Origin of the sequence: Rubrobacter aplysinae (assembly GCF_001029505.1) — a bacterium.
Classification (GTDB): Bacteria; Actinomycetota; Rubrobacteria; order Rubrobacterales; family Rubrobacteraceae; genus Rubrobacter_A; species Rubrobacter_A aplysinae.
In genome coordinates, this window is record NZ_LEKH01000005.1 from 205,948 (window position 1) to 224,397 (window position 18,450).

The 18,450-nt window shown below is 65.5% G+C and carries 16 protein-coding genes, 5 tRNA genes and 1 pseudogene; all 22 read left to right on the forward strand.

What is annotated here, in order from left to right; translation table 11 throughout:
• Positions 1 to 218: 218 nt before the first annotated feature.
• Positions 219 to 292: transfer RNA gene (locus ABD53_RS07460), tRNA-Pro, on the forward strand.
• A gap of 55 nt (positions 293 to 347) precedes the next feature.
• Positions 348 to 418: transfer RNA gene (locus tag ABD53_RS07465), tRNA-Gly, on the forward strand.
• Between the two features lie 20 nt (positions 419 to 438).
• Positions 439 to 512: transfer RNA gene (locus ABD53_RS07470), tRNA-Arg, on the forward strand.
• Positions 513 to 778: 266 nt separating this feature from the next.
• Positions 779 to 1,990: an NAD-dependent epimerase/dehydratase family protein gene (locus tag ABD53_RS07475; RefSeq protein WP_047865106.1), complete on the forward strand. Its 1,212-nt coding sequence runs from the start codon at positions 779 to 781 to the stop codon at positions 1,988 to 1,990.
• A gap of 200 nt (positions 1,991 to 2,190) precedes the next feature.
• Positions 2,191 to 2,264 (forward strand) — tRNA-His (locus ABD53_RS07480).
• A 204-nt stretch (positions 2,265 to 2,468) separates the two neighbouring features.
• A complete protein-coding gene (locus ABD53_RS07485) occupies positions 2,469 to 4,496 on the forward strand; it encodes a cation:proton antiporter domain-containing protein (RefSeq protein ID WP_084709401.1) in 2,028 nt (675 codons plus the stop codon).
• A gap of 132 nt (positions 4,497 to 4,628) precedes the next feature.
• Positions 4,629 to 4,713 (forward strand) — tRNA-Leu (locus ABD53_RS07490).
• 133 nt (positions 4,714 to 4,846) lie between these two features.
• The gene (tig, locus tag ABD53_RS07495) at positions 4,847 to 6,292 is read left to right on the forward strand and encodes a trigger factor (RefSeq protein ID WP_053057804.1); all 1,446 of its coding nucleotides are present in this window, start codon (positions 4,847 to 4,849) and stop codon (positions 6,290 to 6,292) included.
• The gene (locus ABD53_RS07500) at positions 6,289 to 6,912 is read left to right on the forward strand and encodes an ATP-dependent Clp protease proteolytic subunit (protein WP_200900323.1); all 624 of its coding nucleotides are present in this window, start codon (positions 6,289 to 6,291) and stop codon (positions 6,910 to 6,912) included. The genes tig and ABD53_RS07500 overlap by 4 nt, the downstream gene beginning before the upstream one ends.
• Before the next feature lie 69 nt (positions 6,913 to 6,981).
• Positions 6,982 to 8,250, forward strand: a complete 1,269-nt coding sequence (gene clpX / locus ABD53_RS07505; protein ID WP_047865107.1) for an ATP-dependent Clp protease ATP-binding subunit ClpX — start codon at positions 6,982 to 6,984, stop codon at positions 8,248 to 8,250.
• 7 nt (positions 8,251 to 8,257) lie between these two features.
• Complete coding sequence (locus tag ABD53_RS07510) at positions 8,258 to 10,849, forward strand: valine--tRNA ligase (RefSeq protein ID WP_047865108.1); 2,592 nt, start codon at positions 8,258 to 8,260, stop codon at positions 10,847 to 10,849.
• 131 nt (positions 10,850 to 10,980) lie between these two features.
• Complete coding sequence (locus ABD53_RS07520; RefSeq protein ID WP_235401426.1) at positions 10,981 to 12,123, forward strand: bifunctional folylpolyglutamate synthase/dihydrofolate synthase; 1,143 nt, start codon at positions 10,981 to 10,983, stop codon at positions 12,121 to 12,123.
• Between the two features lie 54 nt (positions 12,124 to 12,177).
• Positions 12,178 to 12,720, forward strand: a complete 543-nt coding sequence (locus ABD53_RS07525) for a zinc ribbon domain-containing protein (protein WP_200900324.1) — start codon at positions 12,178 to 12,180, stop codon at positions 12,718 to 12,720.
• A 93-nt stretch (positions 12,721 to 12,813) separates the two neighbouring features.
• Entirely contained in the window at positions 12,814 to 13,227 is a 414-nt protein-coding gene (ndk, locus tag ABD53_RS07530) for a nucleoside-diphosphate kinase (RefSeq protein WP_047865111.1), read from the forward strand.
• A gap of 15 nt (positions 13,228 to 13,242) precedes the next feature.
• Positions 13,243 to 13,812, forward strand: a complete 570-nt coding sequence (locus tag ABD53_RS07535) for a Maf family protein (RefSeq protein ID WP_047865112.1) — start codon at positions 13,243 to 13,245, stop codon at positions 13,810 to 13,812.
• A 19-nt stretch (positions 13,813 to 13,831) separates the two neighbouring features.
• A complete protein-coding gene (gene radC / locus ABD53_RS07540; protein ID WP_047865113.1) occupies positions 13,832 to 14,521 on the forward strand; it encodes a RadC family protein in 690 nt (229 codons plus the stop codon).
• A 244-nt stretch (positions 14,522 to 14,765) separates the two neighbouring features.
• Positions 14,766 to 15,614: a rod shape-determining protein MreC gene (gene mreC / locus ABD53_RS07545; protein WP_047865114.1), complete on the forward strand. Its 849-nt coding sequence runs from the start codon at positions 14,766 to 14,768 to the stop codon at positions 15,612 to 15,614.
• 29 nt (positions 15,615 to 15,643) lie between these two features.
• Positions 15,644 to 16,198, forward strand: a complete 555-nt coding sequence (locus tag ABD53_RS07550) for a hypothetical protein (RefSeq protein WP_152670645.1) — start codon at positions 15,644 to 15,646, stop codon at positions 16,196 to 16,198.
• A 77-nt stretch (positions 16,199 to 16,275) separates the two neighbouring features.
• Positions 16,276 to 17,343 (forward strand): rod shape-determining protein RodA, encoded by a 1,068-nt coding sequence (gene rodA / locus ABD53_RS07555; protein ID WP_047865116.1) that lies wholly within the window; start codon positions 16,276 to 16,278, stop codon positions 17,341 to 17,343.
• Between the two features lie 117 nt (positions 17,344 to 17,460).
• On the forward strand, positions 17,461 to 17,748 hold the full coding sequence (gene rplU, locus ABD53_RS07560) for a 50S ribosomal protein L21 (RefSeq protein ID WP_047865117.1): 288 nt from the start codon (positions 17,461 to 17,463) through the stop codon (positions 17,746 to 17,748).
• A gap of 1 nt (position 17,749) precedes the next feature.
• Positions 17,750 to 17,995, forward strand: coding sequence for a 50S ribosomal protein L27 (rpmA, locus tag ABD53_RS07565; protein ID WP_047865118.1), 246 nt, complete (start codon positions 17,750 to 17,752; stop codon positions 17,993 to 17,995).
• A 100-nt stretch (positions 17,996 to 18,095) separates the two neighbouring features.
• Positions 18,096 to 18,450 (forward strand): annotated as a pseudogene (locus ABD53_RS07570) (GTPase ObgE); the annotation flags it as partial.

An 18,450-nucleotide genomic window follows, 5' to 3' on the forward strand; every position in this document is an offset into this window, starting at 1 on the left:
CCGGGTAGCAGATCCTCTATCTGGTGCCATTGCTTGTCTGTAAGCTCGTAGCGTTTAGGCATCTCTACCTCACTCGGTCTCTTGTCCGCGAGTGAAGTGATGCTATCTCAAATGTCGATTTACCCTAGAGGCCAACCGCCGTAACGCTCTCTGGTATACTCTCCGGCGAGTTCCGGCGAGGTCGTTGTGACGCTCTTCGAAATATTCGAAGCTGCCAACGGGGCGTGGCGCAGTCTGGTAGCGCACCTGCTTTGGGAGCAGGGGGTCGGAGGTTCGAATCCTCTCGCCCCGACACGCCGAGCAAGCTGGCGAGATGGCCCGGCGGACTCGATGCCACATGATGTCGCGCGGGTGTAGCTCAACGGTAGAGCCCCAGCCTTCCAAGCTGGTTATGGGGGTTCGATTCCCCTCACCCGCTCTCGACCCCGCGGGGTCCTCGCGCCCGTAGCTCAGTTGGATAGAGCAGCGGACTTCTAATCCGCAGGCCGCAGGTTCGAGCCCTGCCGGGCGCGCCCGAATCACCGTCGCGCGCAACCGCTACGCTACAAGGTCCGGTACCGCCGGTTCGTCGTCACCAGGTAATCTCCAAATTCCAGCCCCGTGCAGGGTAGCCCGCCTCGGGAGAAGGGCACGCGACCGGAGAGGGCATGAGAGAGCATAGTGGAGAGGCCGGGACATCGTTGTTACTGTATGCCGAAGATGCAGAGGCTGCCGAATGTTCGCACCGCGCCAAACGGTGCGGATGATGCGAGGCAGATCGTGAAAAAGGAGGGTTAGCGTGAGGGTACTGGTTTTAGGCGGGGACGGGTTCTGCGGCTGGCCGACGGCGCTGCACCTCTCGGCCCAGGGATATGAGGTGGCCATCGCCGACAACCTCTCTCGCCGTAAGATAGACGTAGAGCTAGAGTGCGACTCGCTAACCCCCATCCGCCCGATGGGCGAGCGTCTTGGTGCCTGGGAGGAGCTGACCGACAACCGGATACAGTTCCACCAGCTAAACGTCGCCGAGAACTACCGCCAGCTTTATGATCTGCTTCTGGAGTGGCAGCCGGACGGAGTGATCCACTTCGCCGAGCAGAGAGCCGCGCCCTACTCCATGAAGAGTAGCAACCACAAGCGCTACACCGTGGACAATAACCTCAACGCCACCAACAACCTGCTCGCGGCGATCTCGGAGAGCGGGCTAGACCCCCACGTGGTCCACCTCGGCACGATGGGCGTGTACGGCTACGGCAGTGCCGGGATGCGGATACCGGAAGGCTACCTAACGGTAAAGGTAGAGACCGAAGAAGGGGACCTCGTAGAGCAGGAGATACTGTACCCGCCGAACCCCGGCAGCATCTACCACTTAACGAAGACCCAGGATCAGCTCCTGTTCGCCTTCTACAACAAAAACGACTCGCTAAGGGTCACCGACCTGCACCAGGGCATCGTGTGGGGAACCCAGACCGAAGAGACCAAGCTAGACGAGCGTCTCATAAACCGCTTCGACTACGACGGAGACTACGGCACCGTGCTTAACAGGTTCCTGATGCAGGCGGCGGTAGGCTACCCCATGACGGTACACGGCACCGGAGGGCAGACGCGGGCCTTCATCCACATACAGGACACAGTGCGCTGCATACAGCTGGCACTAGAGAACCCGCCACAGACCGGAGACAGGGTACAGGTCTACAACCAGATGACCGAGACCCACCGCCTGAGAGACCTCGCAAAGCTCGTGGCCGAGAAGACCGGGGCGGAGATAGATTACGTGGAGAACCCCCGTTCAGAGGCCGCCGAGAACGAGTTGAACGTAAGGAACGACCGCTTTCTGGATCTCGGGTTGGAGCCGACTACCCTGAGTGGAGGGCTTTTGGAGGAGGTAACGGAGATAGCGGGCAAGTACGCTTACCGCTGCGACACCTCGAAGATACCCGCCACTTCGCTGTGGAGACCGGAGCAGCGAGCCGCCCACAACACGCCCCTGCATTCCGCGGACGGGCGATAGTATCTCCGTGTAGCTCGGCCCCGCTAGCCGAGCCGGGCCGGGGGCTGCTTCCCGGATGGCGGAAGCGCCGGGTTTCGAGCCACTGTTTACCCGCTCCGTAGCGTGGTCAGCTCCCGGGCGCCGGTAGGGTGTGAGGTTTGATTCCACCTCTTCTCGGGGTGAAAGCCCGGTTGGCGGCTGGTAGACTCTGTACGTTCGTGGTGACCGTAGCTCAGTTGGTTAGAGCACTGGATTGTGGCTCCAGAGGTCGCGGGTTCGAGACCCGTCGGTCACCCTCGCGGGATTCTTTACCTCTTTACCAACGGGAGTGTCGTAATATCGCCGTCTGGTAACGGGGCTGCAGCGTGCTGGATGGGTCCACCTGTAGCGTCCTGATGTATGCTAAAAACACACAGCGTATCCGGGTTCGGACGATTCGGATGGTGCCTTGAGTTTTTGAGTTGGCATATCTAGTTTAGCGGGTGGATTAGAGCAGAGTATGGGCATTGCGGGGGACATAGCACTGATCCTGATCGCCGCCTTCGCCGGGGGTGTGATCGCGCAGCGCCTCGGGTTGCCGCTTATCCTCGGGTACATCGTCGCCGGGGTGGTCGTCGGGCCGAACACGGGTGGTCCGACCATCGGGGACGTGCACGAGATCGAGCTTCTGGCCGAGATCGGGGTGGCGCTCCTGCTCTTTACCATCGGGCTCAACTTTCCGCTGCGCGAGCTGTTGCCGGTAAAGCGTATAGCGATCTTCGGCACCATCATCCAGATGTCGCTGACCATCGCCTTCGGGTACGGGCTCGCCCAGGTCCTGGGGCTCGGCTGGGAAGAGTCGGTGTGGTTCGGGGCCCTGCTGTCGCTGTCGAGTACGGCGGTCGTGCTCAAGACGCTCACCGAACAGGGCGTCATAAACACCCTGGCGAGCCGGGTGATCGTGGGCATGCTCATAATCCAGGACCTCGCGGTGGTGCCCCTGATAATCATTCTTCCGGAGCTGGGTAACGTGAGCGGCGGGCTCGCGGAGCTCGGCATCTCGGCGGTCGAGGCCGCGTTGTTTATCGGGGGGATGGCGCTTTTCGGGACCAGAATTTTCCCGTGGCTGATGCACCGCATCGCGGGCTGGAACTCGCGGGAGCTTTTCCTCATCTCCATCGTGGCAATCGGCCTCGGGGTAGGCTACGGGACGTACCTTTTCGGGCTATCCTTCGCGTTCGGGGCGTTCGTCGCGGGGATGGTCCTCAGCCAGTCGGACTACTCGCACCAGGCGCTCGCGGATATCGCGCCCCTGCGGGACGTGTTCGCCATGCTGTTCTTCGTCTCCGTCGGTCTCCTCATAGACCCGGCGTTCTTGCTGGACAACCTCCTGACCGTCGGGCTCGTGGTCCTCGCAGTGCTGGTATTCAAGGGTCTCATCTTCGCGGGCGTCGCCCGGGGATTTGGTTACGGGAACATCGCGCCTTTCGCCGTGGGGTTCGGGCTTTTCCAGGTCGGCGAGTTCTCTTTCGTGCTGGCGCGCGAGGGGGTCAACTCCGGGGCGGTGTCGAGCCAGACCTACTCCATAGTGCTCACGACGGCGGTGGTTACGATGTCGCTGACGCCGTTCGCCACCCGTCTCGCGCCGCGGGTGTACGGGCTGTGGCGGCGGCGCTATCCGCAGGAGACGATGCGGACCTTCAACCTGCCGGATACCGGGCTGCGGGAGCACGTGATCGTGGCGGGATTCGGACGTGTGGGGAGCTTCGTGTCGGGGATGCTCGACCGGCTCGACCAGAGGTTCGTTATCGTGGAGAGCAGCCCCCGGCGGGCCGAGGAGGCGCGGGAGGCGGGGTTCCCGGTGGTCTTCGGCGACGCCTCCGCCGAGCCGGTGCTGGAGGCCGCGGACATCGCCGACGCGAGGCTGGTCGTCTTGACGGTGCCGGACGCCCTGGACGCGCGGATGGTCGTCGAGCGGGTGCGCGGGTTCAGCCCGGACGTACACATCGTGGCCCGCTCTTCGAGCGCCGAGCAGCTACAGGACTTCGGCAAGCTCGGCATTTACGAGGCCGTGCAGCCCGAGTTCGAGGCCGCGCTGGAGCTCGGACGTCAGGCGCTCGTGCACCTGGACATAGAGGCCGGCGAGATACAGCGGTTCTCGGACCAGGTCAGAGGCGAGCTCTACGCCCCGATAGTAGGAGGCTCGGACGACGGGATGCTCGACCAGCTACGCCGGGCGACGCGGCTTATAGAGACCGAGTGGATACGCCTGCGGGATAACAGCCCGGTCCTGGGCCGCAGCATCGGTGAGCTGCAGATCCGTAACATCGCCGGAGCCTCCATCGTAGCGGTCGTCCGGGACGACGAGGTCATCGCGAGCCCCGGCCCGGAGGTGGCGTTTCAGTCCGGCGATACGGCGGTCGTGCTCGGCTCCCGCGAGCAACGCGCCACCTTCCGGGAGATGATCGAGGCCGGCACCGTCGCCGCCGCCAGCGGCGCGGGCGGGGCTACAACACACGATAATGATGGAGATGGCCGAGGTCTGTAGTTGCCTCGGCAGTGGCCTCGGCAGGCCCGCGGCGGGCGGGCTTGCGCCCTCAGCGTAAAGCTCTAGGGGCCGCGGAGCCGGTTAGCGGGCGGCTGTTATAATCCGGCGCAGGCTATTCAGGGCCCCTGGCGCGCGAGAGTGGTGGAACGGTAGACACGCTAGATTTAGGATCTAGTGCCCTAGTGGCGTGCGGGTTCAAATCCCGCCTCTCGCACCACGTCACGTACCGTGTAGCACCATGCGGTACCGTACTGTACCGCGCAGAGTAACAACCTTCGCGGGTGCGCGAGCGGGACCGGTAAGAGCAGATAAGAGATGAGAAGTTGGAGAGTCGAGAAGAGTTGGAGCGTATGACGGAATCTAAGACGGCCAGTGTCACCCAGCTTGAGGACAACAAGGTTCGCCTTGACGTGGAGGTCTCGGGAGAGGCCGTCAAGGAGGGCGTCGAGGCCAAGGTGGACGAGCTCAAGCAGCAGGTCCGGGTGCCGGGTTTCCGTCCGGGGAAGGCGCCGCGCCGGGTTATAGAGAGCCAGGTCGGCAAGGACTACCTGTACATGGAGGCGCTACAGGAGAGGCTGCCGCAGTGGTACTCTCGGGCCGTCGTCGAGACCGAGATACGCCCCATAGACCAGCCCCAGATAGACTTCGAGGAGTCGCCGGACGAGGAGAACGGGTTCAAGTTCTCGGCGACGGTAGAGGTCAGGCCGGAGGCCAAGCTCGGCGAGTACAAGGGCCTCGAGGTCCCAAAGCGCGAGGCCGGGATAGACGAGGAGCAGGTCGAGGAGCAGATCGAGGAGATGCGCGGCCAGTTCGCCACCCTCGCCGCCGTGGAGGGCCGTCCGGCCCAGGAGGGCGACTTCGCGATCATAGACTTCAAGGGCGAGCTGATGTCGGGCGGCGAGCTGCCCGGCGGCGAGGCCGAGGACTACATGCTGGAGATCGGCAAGGGCGAGCTCTTAGAGGACTTCGAGAACAACGTCGTGGGGATGAGCGCGGGCGAGCGCAAGCAGTTCGCCGTTACCTTCCCGATGGACTACGGCGAGGAGTCGCTGCGCGGGCAGTCGGTACTCTTCCGGGTGCACGTCAAGGAGATCAAGGAGCGCGAGCTGCCGCCGCTGGACGACGACTTCGCCGCAGAGGCGAGCGAGTTTGACACCCTGGAGGAGTTCCGGCAGGGCGTGCGCGATCAGCTCGGGGAGCAGCTCCAGCAGCAGATACAAGGCGAGTTCCGGGGCCGGGCGCTGGACGAGGCCGCCAAAAATGCCGAGGTGCTGGTGCCCGAGCCGATGGTTGACGAGAAGGCCGGGGAGATGCTCCAGAGCTTCGAGCGTTCCATTCAGCAGCAGGGGCTAGACCCGCAGCAGTACTACCAGATAGCCGGCGTGGACCCCGAGGAGATGAAGCAACGCGTCCGCCCCGACGCCGAGGACACGGTAAAGAAAGAGCTCGTGCTGGACGCGGTGGCCGTGGCCGAAGGGCTCGAAGCCGACGAGGAAACGGTAATGCACGAGGTCGGGCACCTCGCCGAGGAGTCGGGCCGGAGCGCCGAGCAGGTCGTGGCGACCATGCGGGCCAACGGCACCTACTCCATGCTCGAAGAAGAGGTGGTGCGGCAGAAGGCGCTGGAGCTGATAGCCGAGAGCGCCGTGCCCGTCGAGATGCCCGAGGAAGAGCAGGAAGAGGCCGAGGAGCTGGAGGGCGTCGAGGGCGAGGCTCGGGCCGGAACCTCGGAAGAGGCCAACGAAGAAACCGAAGAAACTAATGAGACTGACGAAGAGGAAGAGGGACAGAAGTGAGCGGATACGATGATCTGGGGATCGGTGGCATCCCGCAGGACGTAATCCCCTACGTAATAGAGCAGAGCCCTCGGGGCGAGCGGGCGATGGACATCTACTCGCGGCTCTTAAAGGACCGCATCATCTTTCTCGGCACTCCGGTCGACGATCAGGTCGCGAACGCCATCATGGCACAGCTTTTGCACCTCGAATCGGAGGATCCGGACCAGGACATACACCTGTACATAAACTCTCCGGGTGGCAGCGTCTCGGCGGGGCTCGCCATCTACGACACGATGCAGTTCGTGAACCCGAGCATCTCGACTACCGCTCTCGGGATGGCGGCCTCGATGGGCGCTTTCCTCTTGGCGGCCGGCGCGGAGGGCAAGCGGAACGCGCTGCCCAACACGCGGGTACTGCTGCACCAGCCGTCGGTCGGAGGTATCGGCGGTCAGGCCACGGACGTGGAGATCCACGCCAGGGAGCTTATCCGCACCAAGCGGCGGCTGAACGAGATCCTGGCGAGCCACACCGGTCAGGACTACGAGAAGATCGAGCGCGACACCGACCGCGACTACATCATGGGCGCGGAGGAAGCCGTGGACTACGGCGTCATAGACAACATCGTCCGCCAGCACTAGGGATACCAGGGAGCAACGGGAGAGCTTGAAACCCGCAGCCGAACATCTGCAACATCTGGGAGGCTTCTAATGAGGGATCCGTCGGATCAGCTACAGTGCTCTTTCTGCGGCAAGAGCCAGCGGCAGGTCAAGAAGCTGATCGCCGGGCCTGGGGTGTACATCTGCGATGAGTGCATCGAGCTCTGTAACGAGATCATCGACGAGGAGTTCTCCGGGCCGGAGATAGCCCAGCAGGACGAGCTGCCAAAGCCACAGGAGATCAACCGCATCCTCAACGAGTACGTGATCGGCCAGGAAGAGGCCAAGAAGGTCCTCTCCGTCGCCGTCTATAATCACTACAAGAGGGTCGGGATCTCCAACGAAGCGGCCGATGGTACCGAGCTCTCCAAGTCGAACATCCTCATGCTCGGCCCTACGGGTTCCGGAAAGACGCTGCTCGCCCAGACCCTGGCCCGCATCCTCAACGTCCCGTTCGCCATCGCCGACGCCACCGCGCTCACCGAGGCCGGGTACGTCGGGGAGGACGTGGAGAACATCCTCCTGAAGCTGATCCAGGCCGCCGACTTCGACACCAAGAAGGCGGAGACCGGGATCATCTACATAGACGAGATCGACAAGGTCGCCCGCAAGTCGGATAACCCCTCCATAACCCGCGACGTCTCCGGCGAGGGCGTGCAGCAGGCGCTGCTGAAGATTCTCGAAGGCACGGTCGCCTCGGTGCCGCCCCAGGGCGGGCGCAAGCACCCGCACCAGGACTTCTTGCAGATAGACACGAAGAACATCCTGTTTATCTGCGGCGGCGCGTTCGGCGGGCTCGAAGAGGTCGTGCAGCAGCGGGTCGGCAAGCGGAGCATCGGCTTCGGCGGCGACCTCTCGAACCAGGCGGAAGGGGAGAAGAGCGAGCTCCTGCAGCAGACTCAGCCCGAGGACCTGCTCAAGTTCGGCCTAATTCCCGAGTTCGTCGGGCGGCTGCCGATAGTCTCCACGCTGCGGATGCTGGAGGAGGAGGACCTGGTCCGCATCCTCACCGAGCCGAAGAACGCGCTGGTGCGACAGTACCGGCAGTTCTTCCGCTACGACAGGATAGACCTCAACTTCACCGACGACGCCCTCTCCGCCGTGGCCCGGCAGGCGCTCGAACGCGGTACCGGGGCGCGCGGGCTGCGGAGCATCCTGGAGACGGCGCTGTTGCCGACGATGTACGACCTGCCGAGCCGGGCGGACGTGTCGAAGTGCGTCGTGGACGCCGATACGGTGGACGAGGGCGTGCAGCCGACGCTCGTGACCGGCTCTAATAGCGGCAAGTACTCCTACGACGAGGAAGAAGAGAGCGCGTAGGGCGGCGTTGGGCGAAGCCAGGGAGATACCGAAAACCTACGAACCGGCGGAGGTCGAAGGGCGGCTGTACGCCGAGTGGGAGCGCCTGGGCGCTTTCGAGGCCGACCCGGATTCCGGACGCGAGCCATACAGCATAGTCCTGCCGCCGCCGAACGTTACCGGCGCGCTGCACATGGGCCACGCGCTGAACGGTTCTATTCAAGACACCCTCACCCGCCGCGCCCGCATGAAGGGCTACGAGGCGCTGTGGCTGCCCGGCACAGACCACGCCTCCATAGCATTGCAGAACGTCGTCGAGCGCAAGGTGGCCCGCGAAGAGGGCGTGACACGCTGGGAGATGGGCCGCGAGGAGTTTCTGGAGCGTTGCTGGGAGTTCGCGCTGGAGTCGCGCGGCACCATCCTCGGCCAGATGAAGCGCCTCGGCGCGTCGGTTGACTGGTCGCGTCTGCGGTTCACGATGGACGAGGGCTACATAGACGCGGTACTGACCGCCTTCGTGGAGCTGTATGACTCCGGCCTGATCTATCGCGGCAACCGCATCACCAACTGGTGCCCGCGCGACCGCTCCGCCATAAGCGACCTCGAGGTCAACTACGAGGAGGTGGACGGGCGGCTGTACGGGCTTCGATACCCGTTCGCCGACGGTAAAGGACCGCGCGAGAACGGCGAGGAGTGGGTGCAGGTCTTCACCACCCGCCCGGAGACCATGCTCGGCGACGTCGCGCTCGTGGTGAGCCCGGACGACGAACGTTACCGGGACATAGTCGGCCGCAGGGTGACGGTGCCGTTCGTCGAGCGCGAGGTCGAGATCCTGGCCGACGACTACGTGGACCCCGAGTTCGGGACCGGAGTCCTCAAGGTCACCCCGGCCCACGACCCCAACGACTTCGAGATCGGCCAGCGACTCGGCCTCGAACGGGTCAACGTCATGAACCCGGACGGCACGATAAACGCCGAGGGCGGCCCGTTTGAGGGTCAGACTCGCGAAGAAGCCCGGAAGGCGGTCGCCGACGGACTTTCAGAGCGCGGGCTGCTCGGCGAGGTCCGGGAGTACGTCCACCGCGTCGGGCACTGTGACCGGTGCGGCGCGGTTATCGAGCCGTGGTTATCTGAGCAGTGGTGGGTCTCGATGCGGGAGCTGGCCGGGCCCGCAATAGAGGCTTTGCGGGACGAGGAGATCACGGTCTACCCGGATACGTGGCGGCGGGAGACGATCCGGTGGCTGGAGAATCTCCAAGACTGGAACGTCTCTCGTCAGCTCTGGTGGGGGCAACGAATACCGATCTGGTACGGTCCGGACGGTGACACGGTGGCCAGCAAGGAGTCGCCCGGCGAAGGCTACGAGCAGGACCCCGACATCCTGGACACGTGGTTCTCAAGCGCTCTGTGGCCGATAGCCACGATGGGCTGGCCCGAGGAGACCGGGGACCTCGAGTTCTTCTATCCGACGAGCCTGTTGTCCACGGCGCGGGAGATCATGTACCTGTGGGTTGCGCGCATGATCATGACCGGACTCCGGTACCGGGGCGAGGTGCCGTTCCGCAAGATAAACGTCCACTCAATCGTGCTCGCCGCCGACGGCACCAAGATGAGCAAGTCCAAGGGCAACGTCATAGATCCGCTTGACCTCTTCGACGAGTACGGCACGGACGCGGTACGCTTCGGCCTCCTATACCAGTCCTCGACCCAGGACTTTGCCTACTCCCACGACCGCGCTCTGCAGGGCCGCGGCTTCGTTACCAAGCTGTGGAACGCGATGCGCTTCGTCGCCAGCTTCCCGGAGCCGGGCGGAGATACTGAAAACGGCGAGCCGTCGGAGCCCTCTTACGCGGACCGTTGGATCGTCTCTTCTTTCGATCGCACCGCCCGCGAGTACGACGCGCTGCTAGAAGAGTGCGAGTTCTCCGAGGCGATGCGCCGCATCTACGACTTCGCCTGGCACGAGTTCGCCGACTGGTACATCGAGATCGCCAAGGCCGCTCCTTCTCCTCATACCCCGAGCATTATCCGGGAGGTGTTCTACGGTCTCCTGAAGCTTCTGCACCCCGTGATGCCGTTCGCCACCGAGGAGATGGCCCAGATGCTGGGCTACGCGGGCGACGCGGACCGGGACGAGCTTCTTGCCCGCCAGGAGTTCCCGGTGCGCGACGAGCCTCGCGAGGATACGGAGGCCGAACGGGTGCTGGACGTTACCCGGCGCTCCGTCTCCGCCGTGCGCTCGTTCCGGGCCGAGTCGAAGGTCGAGGGCGGGCTGGAGGGCCGTGCGCCGGAGGGCTCGGATGCCGCGGTGTTCGCCGCCCTGGCCGGCGTAGAGGTGGTAGACACGGTGGACGGCTCTACCAGAGCCACGCTGCCGGCGGGGGATGATCTCGTGGTCGAGATCTCGCTCTCAGAGGAGATGCGCCAGAACGAGATAGAACGCCTGCGCCGTGAGATCGGGCGCGTGGAGGGTGAGCTTGAGCGCGTGCAGGGCAAGCTCGCCAACGAGCAGTTCGTCGAGCGCGCCCCGGCGGAGGTGGTCGGCGCGGAGCGTGAGAAGCGCGACGCAAACGCCCGCATGCTGGAGACGCTCCGCGCCCGGCTCGACTCCTACCTCTAGCCCTGCATACCCGCCTCTCCTACGACGAGGTCTGCGCCGAGCTGGACCGCCGGCAGTGGATCACGCTCGGACTCGAACGCGTCCGGGAGCTTCTGGCGGCTCTCGGTAACCCACACCGGGAGCTGCGTACCGTGCAGGTCGTCGGAACCAACGGGAAGGGGACGACGGCCCTCTCGCTGGCCCGTGCGCTTGGAGCGGAGGGCCATCCGGCCGGGGCGTACCTGTCTCCACACTTGATCTCCTACACCGAGCGTGTCCGGCTCGGGGGGCGCTACGCTTCCGAGGAGGAGTTCGCCGCCGGGATGGGCCGCGCCATCCGCACCGCCGACGAGCACGGGATCTCCGCCTCCCAGTTCGAGTTGCTGACTGCCGGGGCCCTCCTCATGTTCGCCGAAGCCGGGCTCTCGTGGGCCGTGCTCGAGGCCGGTCTCGGGGCCCGCCACGATGCGACCTCCGCCGCCGGAGCCGAGGCCGTCGTGCTGACCAACGTCGCCCTCGACCACACCGAGTACCTCGGTGACACGGTGGAGGAGATCGCCGCCGAAAAGCTCGCCAGCCTCCATAGCGGATCTACCCTGATCCTCGGCTCGGGAGACCGGACGGTGGTACAGGCGGCCCGCCGCGCATGCGAAAGCGTGGGCGCCGGACTCGTGGAGGCCTGGGACTCAGAGCTCGATCCCGCCGAGACTCCGGAGCTCGCTTCTCTAGCTCCGTACGCGAGGCGCAACGTGGCGCTCGGGTTGCGGGCCGCCGGTACGCTCCTCGGCCACGACGTGAGGTCGGAGACCCGCAGAGAGGTCGCGGCCAGGACGGGCCTGCCGGGGCGGTTTGAGCGCGCGGAACTCCGCGGTGTACCGGTGGTGGTGGACGGCGGGCACAACCCTGCCGGCCTCGCGGCGGCTCTGGACGGCGTGTGCAGCGTGTATCCGGGCCGGCCACTTGGCGTCGTGTTCGCAGCCTTGCGGGGAAAAGACATACCAAGTATGCTAGCGGCGCTGAAAGACCGGGCCGACTCTCTAAGGATCGTGCGGCCCGATAACGAGCGGGCCGCGGAGCCCGGCTGGATACAACGGGAGTTCGGGCCGCGAGATTCCAGAGGGAGAGGGGCGGAGCTGGAGGGGGACGTAGGAGAGGCGCTTGAGCGCGCCGTGGCGGAGATGGAGGAGACCGGCGGGGTGGTCCTGGTGACGGGCTCTCTGTACACCGCCGCCGAAGCCTTGTCCCGGCTCCGCCGCTCCGGCGAGTCCGGGGAGAGGCTCGATGAAGGGCGGTAAGGTTGGAAATTCTGGTATTTACCGGGGTTCCCCGGCTTTGATACGGGGAGGCCCGTGAGCCCTTTTTCTCCTTTTGCCCCTTTTGCCGGGGGTGGTGCGCTGGCCTTGCAGGGTGTGGATCCCTTCAGGCTCATAAGCGATGTACTGAGCAGCACGGTGCTCCGGACGGTTATGGTGGCCCTCCTGCTCCTGCTGGTAGTGCTGTGGCTCGCGCTCGTGTACTGGACCTACGCCGACGCCTCCCGCCGGGGCACCTGGAAGTTTGTGTGGGGTGCTATCTCGATCCTGCTCCCGTTCGTCGGGACGCTGGTGTACCTGATCGTACGTCCCCCCGAGTATCTGCTCGACCACCGCGAAAGGGAGCTGGAGCTTGCCGTCCTCGAACGCGAGCTGCGCGAGCAGGTCAACCAGTGCCCGAACTGCCGCGCCATGGTCGAGAAGGATTTCCTGTTGTGCCCGGAGTGCGGCTGGGAGCTCAAGCGGCCGTGCGTAAACTGTAGCCGGCCCCTGAGCCTGCGCTGGAGCGTCTGCCCGTACTGCGAAACCGAGCAGGAGGCCGCGCCCCACGACCCGCACAAGCCCCACAACGAACACTGAGTCACGCCAGCCTGTATCATTCCGGCCCGGTGCCGGCTGCGGGGCCCGTGAAGCCCCGGACCGGAGCACGAAAAGAAAACACCAAAAGAGAAGGTGGTAGACGTGGAACAGACTCTGATACTGGTCAAGGGTGACGGGGTCCGGCGCAAGCTCGTCGGCGAGGTGATAGGCCGTATAGAGCGCAAGGGTCTCGACATCCGCCAGATGCAGCTAATGGACGTGAGCCGGGAGAAGGCCGAGGAGCACTACGGCGAGCACCGGGACAAGCCGTTCTTCGGCGAGCTGGTGGACTTTATAACCTCCACGCCCGTGGTCGCGATGCGCGTGGAGGGCGAGGGGGCGATAGGCCAGATGCGCGGCCTGATGGGCGCGACCAACCCGGCCGACGCCGCGCCCGGCACCATCCGGGGCGACCTCGCACTCTCGATCACCGAGAACATCGTCCACGGCTCCGACTCGCCCGAGAGCGCCGAGCGTGAGCTAGAGCTCTTCTTCGAGAAGAGCTGAGAGAGTAGCCCGTAGTTGCGGTTCATCCTCGCCTCGGAGTCGGCCCGCCGCGTGGAGCTTCTCCGGCGCGCCGGCTACGATTTCGAGGCCCGCAGGAGCGGTTTCCCCGAGGTGAGCCGTGAAGATCCAGCCGACACCGCCGAGGAGAACGCCCGGGGCAAGGCGCTGGCCGTGGCCCGCGAGGAGCCCGGCAGCCTCGTGCTCGCCTCGGACACCGTGGTGTACGAGCCCGGAGCCGGGGTGCTCGGCCAGGCCGCGGACGCTGCGGAGGTACGCCGGATGCTGGGCCTGCTCTCGGGCCGCGAGCACGAGGTGTATACCGCCGTCGCCGTCGTCACGCCGGGCTCGGATACCGATGTCCGGCGGGAGGTTACGCGGGTCGGGATGCGTGAAGTGTCCGAGGCGGAGCAGGAAGCCTACGCCGCCGACGGCGAGGGGGTAGGGAAGGCCGGAGGCTACGCAATACAGGGTCTGGCCGCGATCTTCGTCGAGCGGATACAGGGCGACTATACGAGCGTCGTCGGGCTGCCGCTCTCGCTTACGGCCCGGATGCTCGCCGCGCACGGCGTACGGTGGTACGGATGATCCCGGCGGGACGGAGAAGATGGCGGAGCGTCGCCGCTACACGATAAAGCAGCTCCCGCCGGAGCTCAGGCCGCGCGAGCGCCTGCTCTCCGAGGGGCCCGCCGCACTCTCGACGGCGGAGCTTCTGGGGCTCGTGTTCGGCCACGGCACCCGTGAGAAGACGGCGGTCGAGCTCGCAGAGGAGGTTATCTCGGAGGCCGGAGGCCTCTTTGGGCTCTACAACGTCTCCGTCCACGACCTCGTCGGGGTCAACGGGGTAGGAGAGGCGAAGGCGTGCCTCGTGCTCGCCTCTGTGGAGCTCGGCAAGAGGATAGGGAGGGTGCGCGATCCGGGGCGTCCCACGGTCGCCTCGCCGCAGGACGTGGACAACCTGCTCCGGGGGCGTATCGCCACCCAGGACCGGGAGAACTTCGTCGTGGTGCTCCTGAACCAGAAGAACGAGGTGCTGGAGTCGCCGACCGTCTCCGTCGGGACGCTGTCGGCCTCGCTCGTACATCCCCGGGAGGTCTTCAAGCCCGCGGTACGAGCGAGCGCCGCGAGCGTGATCCTTGCCCACAACCATCCTTCCGGCGACACGGAGCCCAGCGCCGAGGACCGGGAGGTAACGCGGAGGATCTCGGAAGCCGCGGAGATCCTCGGCATAGAGGTGCTGGATCACGTGATCTTGGGCCGCGGTTACTTTAGTATGAAACAGGGTGGCCTGATCTGAACCCGATCCGACCGCTCTCCGGCCCGTTGCCGCGGCGCGGGGCCTGGTACTTGCCAACATCGAGCTTGAAGAGTGGGTGTGGATGCCCGGCAGTCCGTCTAAGACCTTTTGGCCCTGGAAAGTGCTGTCTCCAGCCTCCACCGGTGCAGGTCGGTCTCCTGCGCGCCGGGTCGCCCCGGGGCAACCGGCACTCCCGGAGGGACTCTAGGCTGTGGCACGGCGCAGGAGAGGCGGGAGACGTGGCGTGGCCGGTCTCGTCGTGCTGTGCCTGGCGGCCCTGGTGCTGTTTACCGTTTACGTCAGGGAGGGCGACGCCGGCCCGCTTCACACGGTCCAGCTCGGGGCCTACGAGGTTCTACGTCCCGTCCGGGAGGCCGTGGGGGCGGCCGCCTCCCCGCTATCCGGGGCGGGCGAGAGGGTGTCGGGCGCGCTTTCGACCGACGAGCAAGACGAGCTCAGGAGCGAGCTGCGCGAGTACCGGGAGCGGGCCGCCGAGGCCGCCGCGCTAGAGGAGGAGAACGAGCGCCTGCGGAGCATGCTCGACGGCGCGAATCCCGGCTACGAGTACGCCCCGCTCGCCGGGGTCATATCTCCGGTAGGGGAGCAGTTCACGGAGCGCATGGTTATAGACGCGGGCTCTGAACAGGGCGTAGAGAGCGGCCAGCCCGTGGTGGTCGGCGAGCGGACGCTGATCGGGAGGACGACCGGCAGGATCACGGCCGAGACTTCTGAGGTGATGCTCGTCGGAGACCCGAACTTCGCCGCCGGGGTGCGCATCGTGCCGCCGCAGGGGGGACGGACGCAGGAGAAGGACACGACAGAGGCGCCGCTAGCCGCGGGGCTTCTCAGGAGCCACTGGCGTGACTCGCTGATCGTGGAGTACGTGGACCGCGACGCCCGGGCCAAGAAGGGAGACTTCGTCGTGACCAGCGGCCGGGTCGGGGAGCGGAGGCTGCTCTTTCCGCCGGGCCTGTTGGCGGGCACCGTGTCCTCGGTGGAATCTGAGGATATAGACCAGTATCAGGAGGTCCGGGTCGAGCCCGCCGAGCGCCCGCAGGACGTACATCAGGTCCGGGTGATACTCGATTGGTAAGCCGGGGCTCGCGTGGGGAAACTTCCAGGGTGTCCCGGACGCCTCCGAGCGTGGACGATGACCGGGGCCCGGTAATTTATCGGGCCTCCACCGCCCGGGCCGTGGCGCTGGTCTCCGTCGGCGCTCTCTCACAGGCCGTGGTCGTGCCCTACCTGGACTTCGGGCTCCTGGCTCCGGCCCTGATGGTGCTGTGCGTGGTCGTGGCGGCCTCCGGCTTGAAGTGGTCCGTGGCGTTGCCGGTCGGGTTCTTCGGCGGGATACTGGTGGATGCCTTCGGGGCCGGGCTCTTCGGGGTCGGCGCCTTGAGCGGCGTTATCGCGGCCGCGATATCCTGCTGGGCGGGGGCGGCGGATAACGGCGGCGCGAACCGGCTGCGGCTCGCGGGCGTCGTAGCCTCAGCGGTCATCGCCCACGACCTTGCGAGCGTCGCCGCGCTCGGGTTGTCGGGGGAGTCCTGGCCGCCGCTGGCTGATTTCCTGCTGCTCGGAGCTCTGCCGGATGCGGCGCTAAACGCCCTGCTGGCCTACCTGGCCGGGGTTGCGCTATCGAGACTGGTACTGACGAGGGAGAAGCCGTGGACGTAAGCCGGGAGAGAGCGAGGAGGTCCGGGAAGAGTCCCGGGCGCCACCGGAGGGCGGGTCTGCTGTGGAGTCTGGGTCACATGGATCTGCCGTTGCTCCTCGCCGGGCTCGGGCTCTCGGCGTTCGGGGTCTTCGCGATGTACATCGTGGACACGGATACCGGCTACGACTACGCGAGCAACCAGTTTCTGGGTTTTCTGGGGGGATCCGTGATCGCGCTGATGCTGGTGATCCTGGATTACCGGGATCTCAAGCGGTTCGTGTGGTGGCTGTACGGGGCCGGGATGCTCTCGCTTTTGGCGGTGCTGGCTTTTGGCGTCGTCGGTGGCGGCGCGCAGAGCTGGATAAACGTGGGGCCGTTGCAGGTGCAGCCCTCGGAGCTCGTAAAGCTGGTCACGGTGCTCGCGCTGGCCACCTACCTCTCACAGAATGCCGCGGGCAACCTGCGCGTGTTCCTGGGGAGCCTGGGGCTGGTCTGCTTGCCCACGCTCCTGATCCTTGCCCAGCCGGACCTCGGCACGGCGCTGGTGCTGGTGGCGGTGTTCGTGATCGTCGTGTTTACGGCCGGGGCGAGGCTGTGGCAGATGCTGGGGCTCGGCGCGGTCGGCGCGGGGATAGCCTACCTGTCGGTAAAGCTCGGGATACTCCGGGACTACCAGCTCTCACGCCTCACCTCGTTCGTGGACCCGGAGGCCTCACCGGGGGCGGTGGGCTATCAGGTATTACAGTCCCAGAACGCGATAGGCTCCGGCGGCATCACCGGTAAGGGCCTCGATGCCGCCACCCTCGCGAACCTGGGTTTTCTGCCCGAGGAGCAGACGGACTTTATCTTCGCCAACGTGGCCGAGAGGCTCGGGTTTATCGGAGGCGTCGTGGTGCTGGCGCTGTTCTTCGTCCTGATCTGGCGCATCCTGCGGGTCGCCGCCACGGCGCGTGACAGGTTCGGGGTGCTGGTGGCGGTGGGCATCGGCACGATATTCCTCTTCCACCTGGTGGTGAACGTCGGGATGACCATGGGCATCATGCCGGTTACGGGCATACCGTTGCCCTTCATAAGCTACGGCAGGAGCAGCCTTATCGTCAGCCTGATCTCACTCGGAATACTCCAGAGCATCGCCGCCCGGTCGAGCGTCGAGGAGGGCGGATAGCGTTTTATCCCGTGGGGCTGGTCGTATCGGAGGTTGCCGGTTATACTTACCCGTCGCAGAGCTTTATGGAGTTCTTTGTGCAGTTTCAGGCAGATTTAGAGAGTTTCGGGAGATACGATGTTCGCAGTTCTAAACACGGGCGGTAAACAGTACCGCGCCAGCGCGGAGGACGAGCTACTCGTGGACCGCATACCGGGTGAGGTCGGCGACTCCGTCGAGATGCCGGTGAGCTTCAAGGCCGACGGCGACGACTTCGACTTTGCCGGATCGCAAGCCAGGGTGGAAATCCTCGAACACCTGCGGGGCGAGAAGATCCACATCTACAAGTACCGCCCGAAGAAGACGTACAAGAAGAAGACCGGGCATCGCCAGGAGCTGACCCGGATCAAGGTCGTGGAGGTCTAGGATGGCTACCAAAAAAGGCGGAGGCTCGTCCAAGAACGGACGGGATACAGAAGGCAAGAGGCTCGGCGTAAAGAACTACGGCGGTCAGTGGGTCTCGGCTGGCTCCATAATCGTGCGCCAGCGGGGGACCCGGGTGCATCCTGGCCTCAACGTCGGCCGCGGGGGCGACGACACGTTGTTCGCCAAGACCGACGGCTACGTGAACTTCGGCAGCGCCCGGGGCCGCAGCGTCGTGAGCGTTACCTAGGAGGCTCCGGCCTGATACCACGCCGCACCGGACCCGGCGCCCCGGACCTTCTCGTGGTCCACCGCGGCTCCGGGCCGTCCCCAGGGAGTTCCTAGAGACTTTGCACTTCATCGACGAAGCACGTCTCACCGTGCGCGGCGGCCGGGGCGGCGACGGCTGTGTCTCCTTCAACCGCGAGAAGTTCAAGCCCCGGGGTGGGCCGGACGGTGGTCACGGCGGCGACGGCGGGTCTGTCGTGCTCCTGGCTACCGAGGACCTGTCTACCCTGGAGCCCCACGCTTTCCAGCATCTCGTAAAGGCGAAGCGCGGCCTGCACGGCTCGGGGGATAACCGGGCCGGGGAGCGGGGAGGTGACCATACCCTGGAGGTGCCGGTCGGCACCAGAGTGTACGAGGGTGAGCGTTTGATCTGCGACCTCTCCGAAGCCGGGGAGAGCTTCGTGGTGGCCCGGGGCA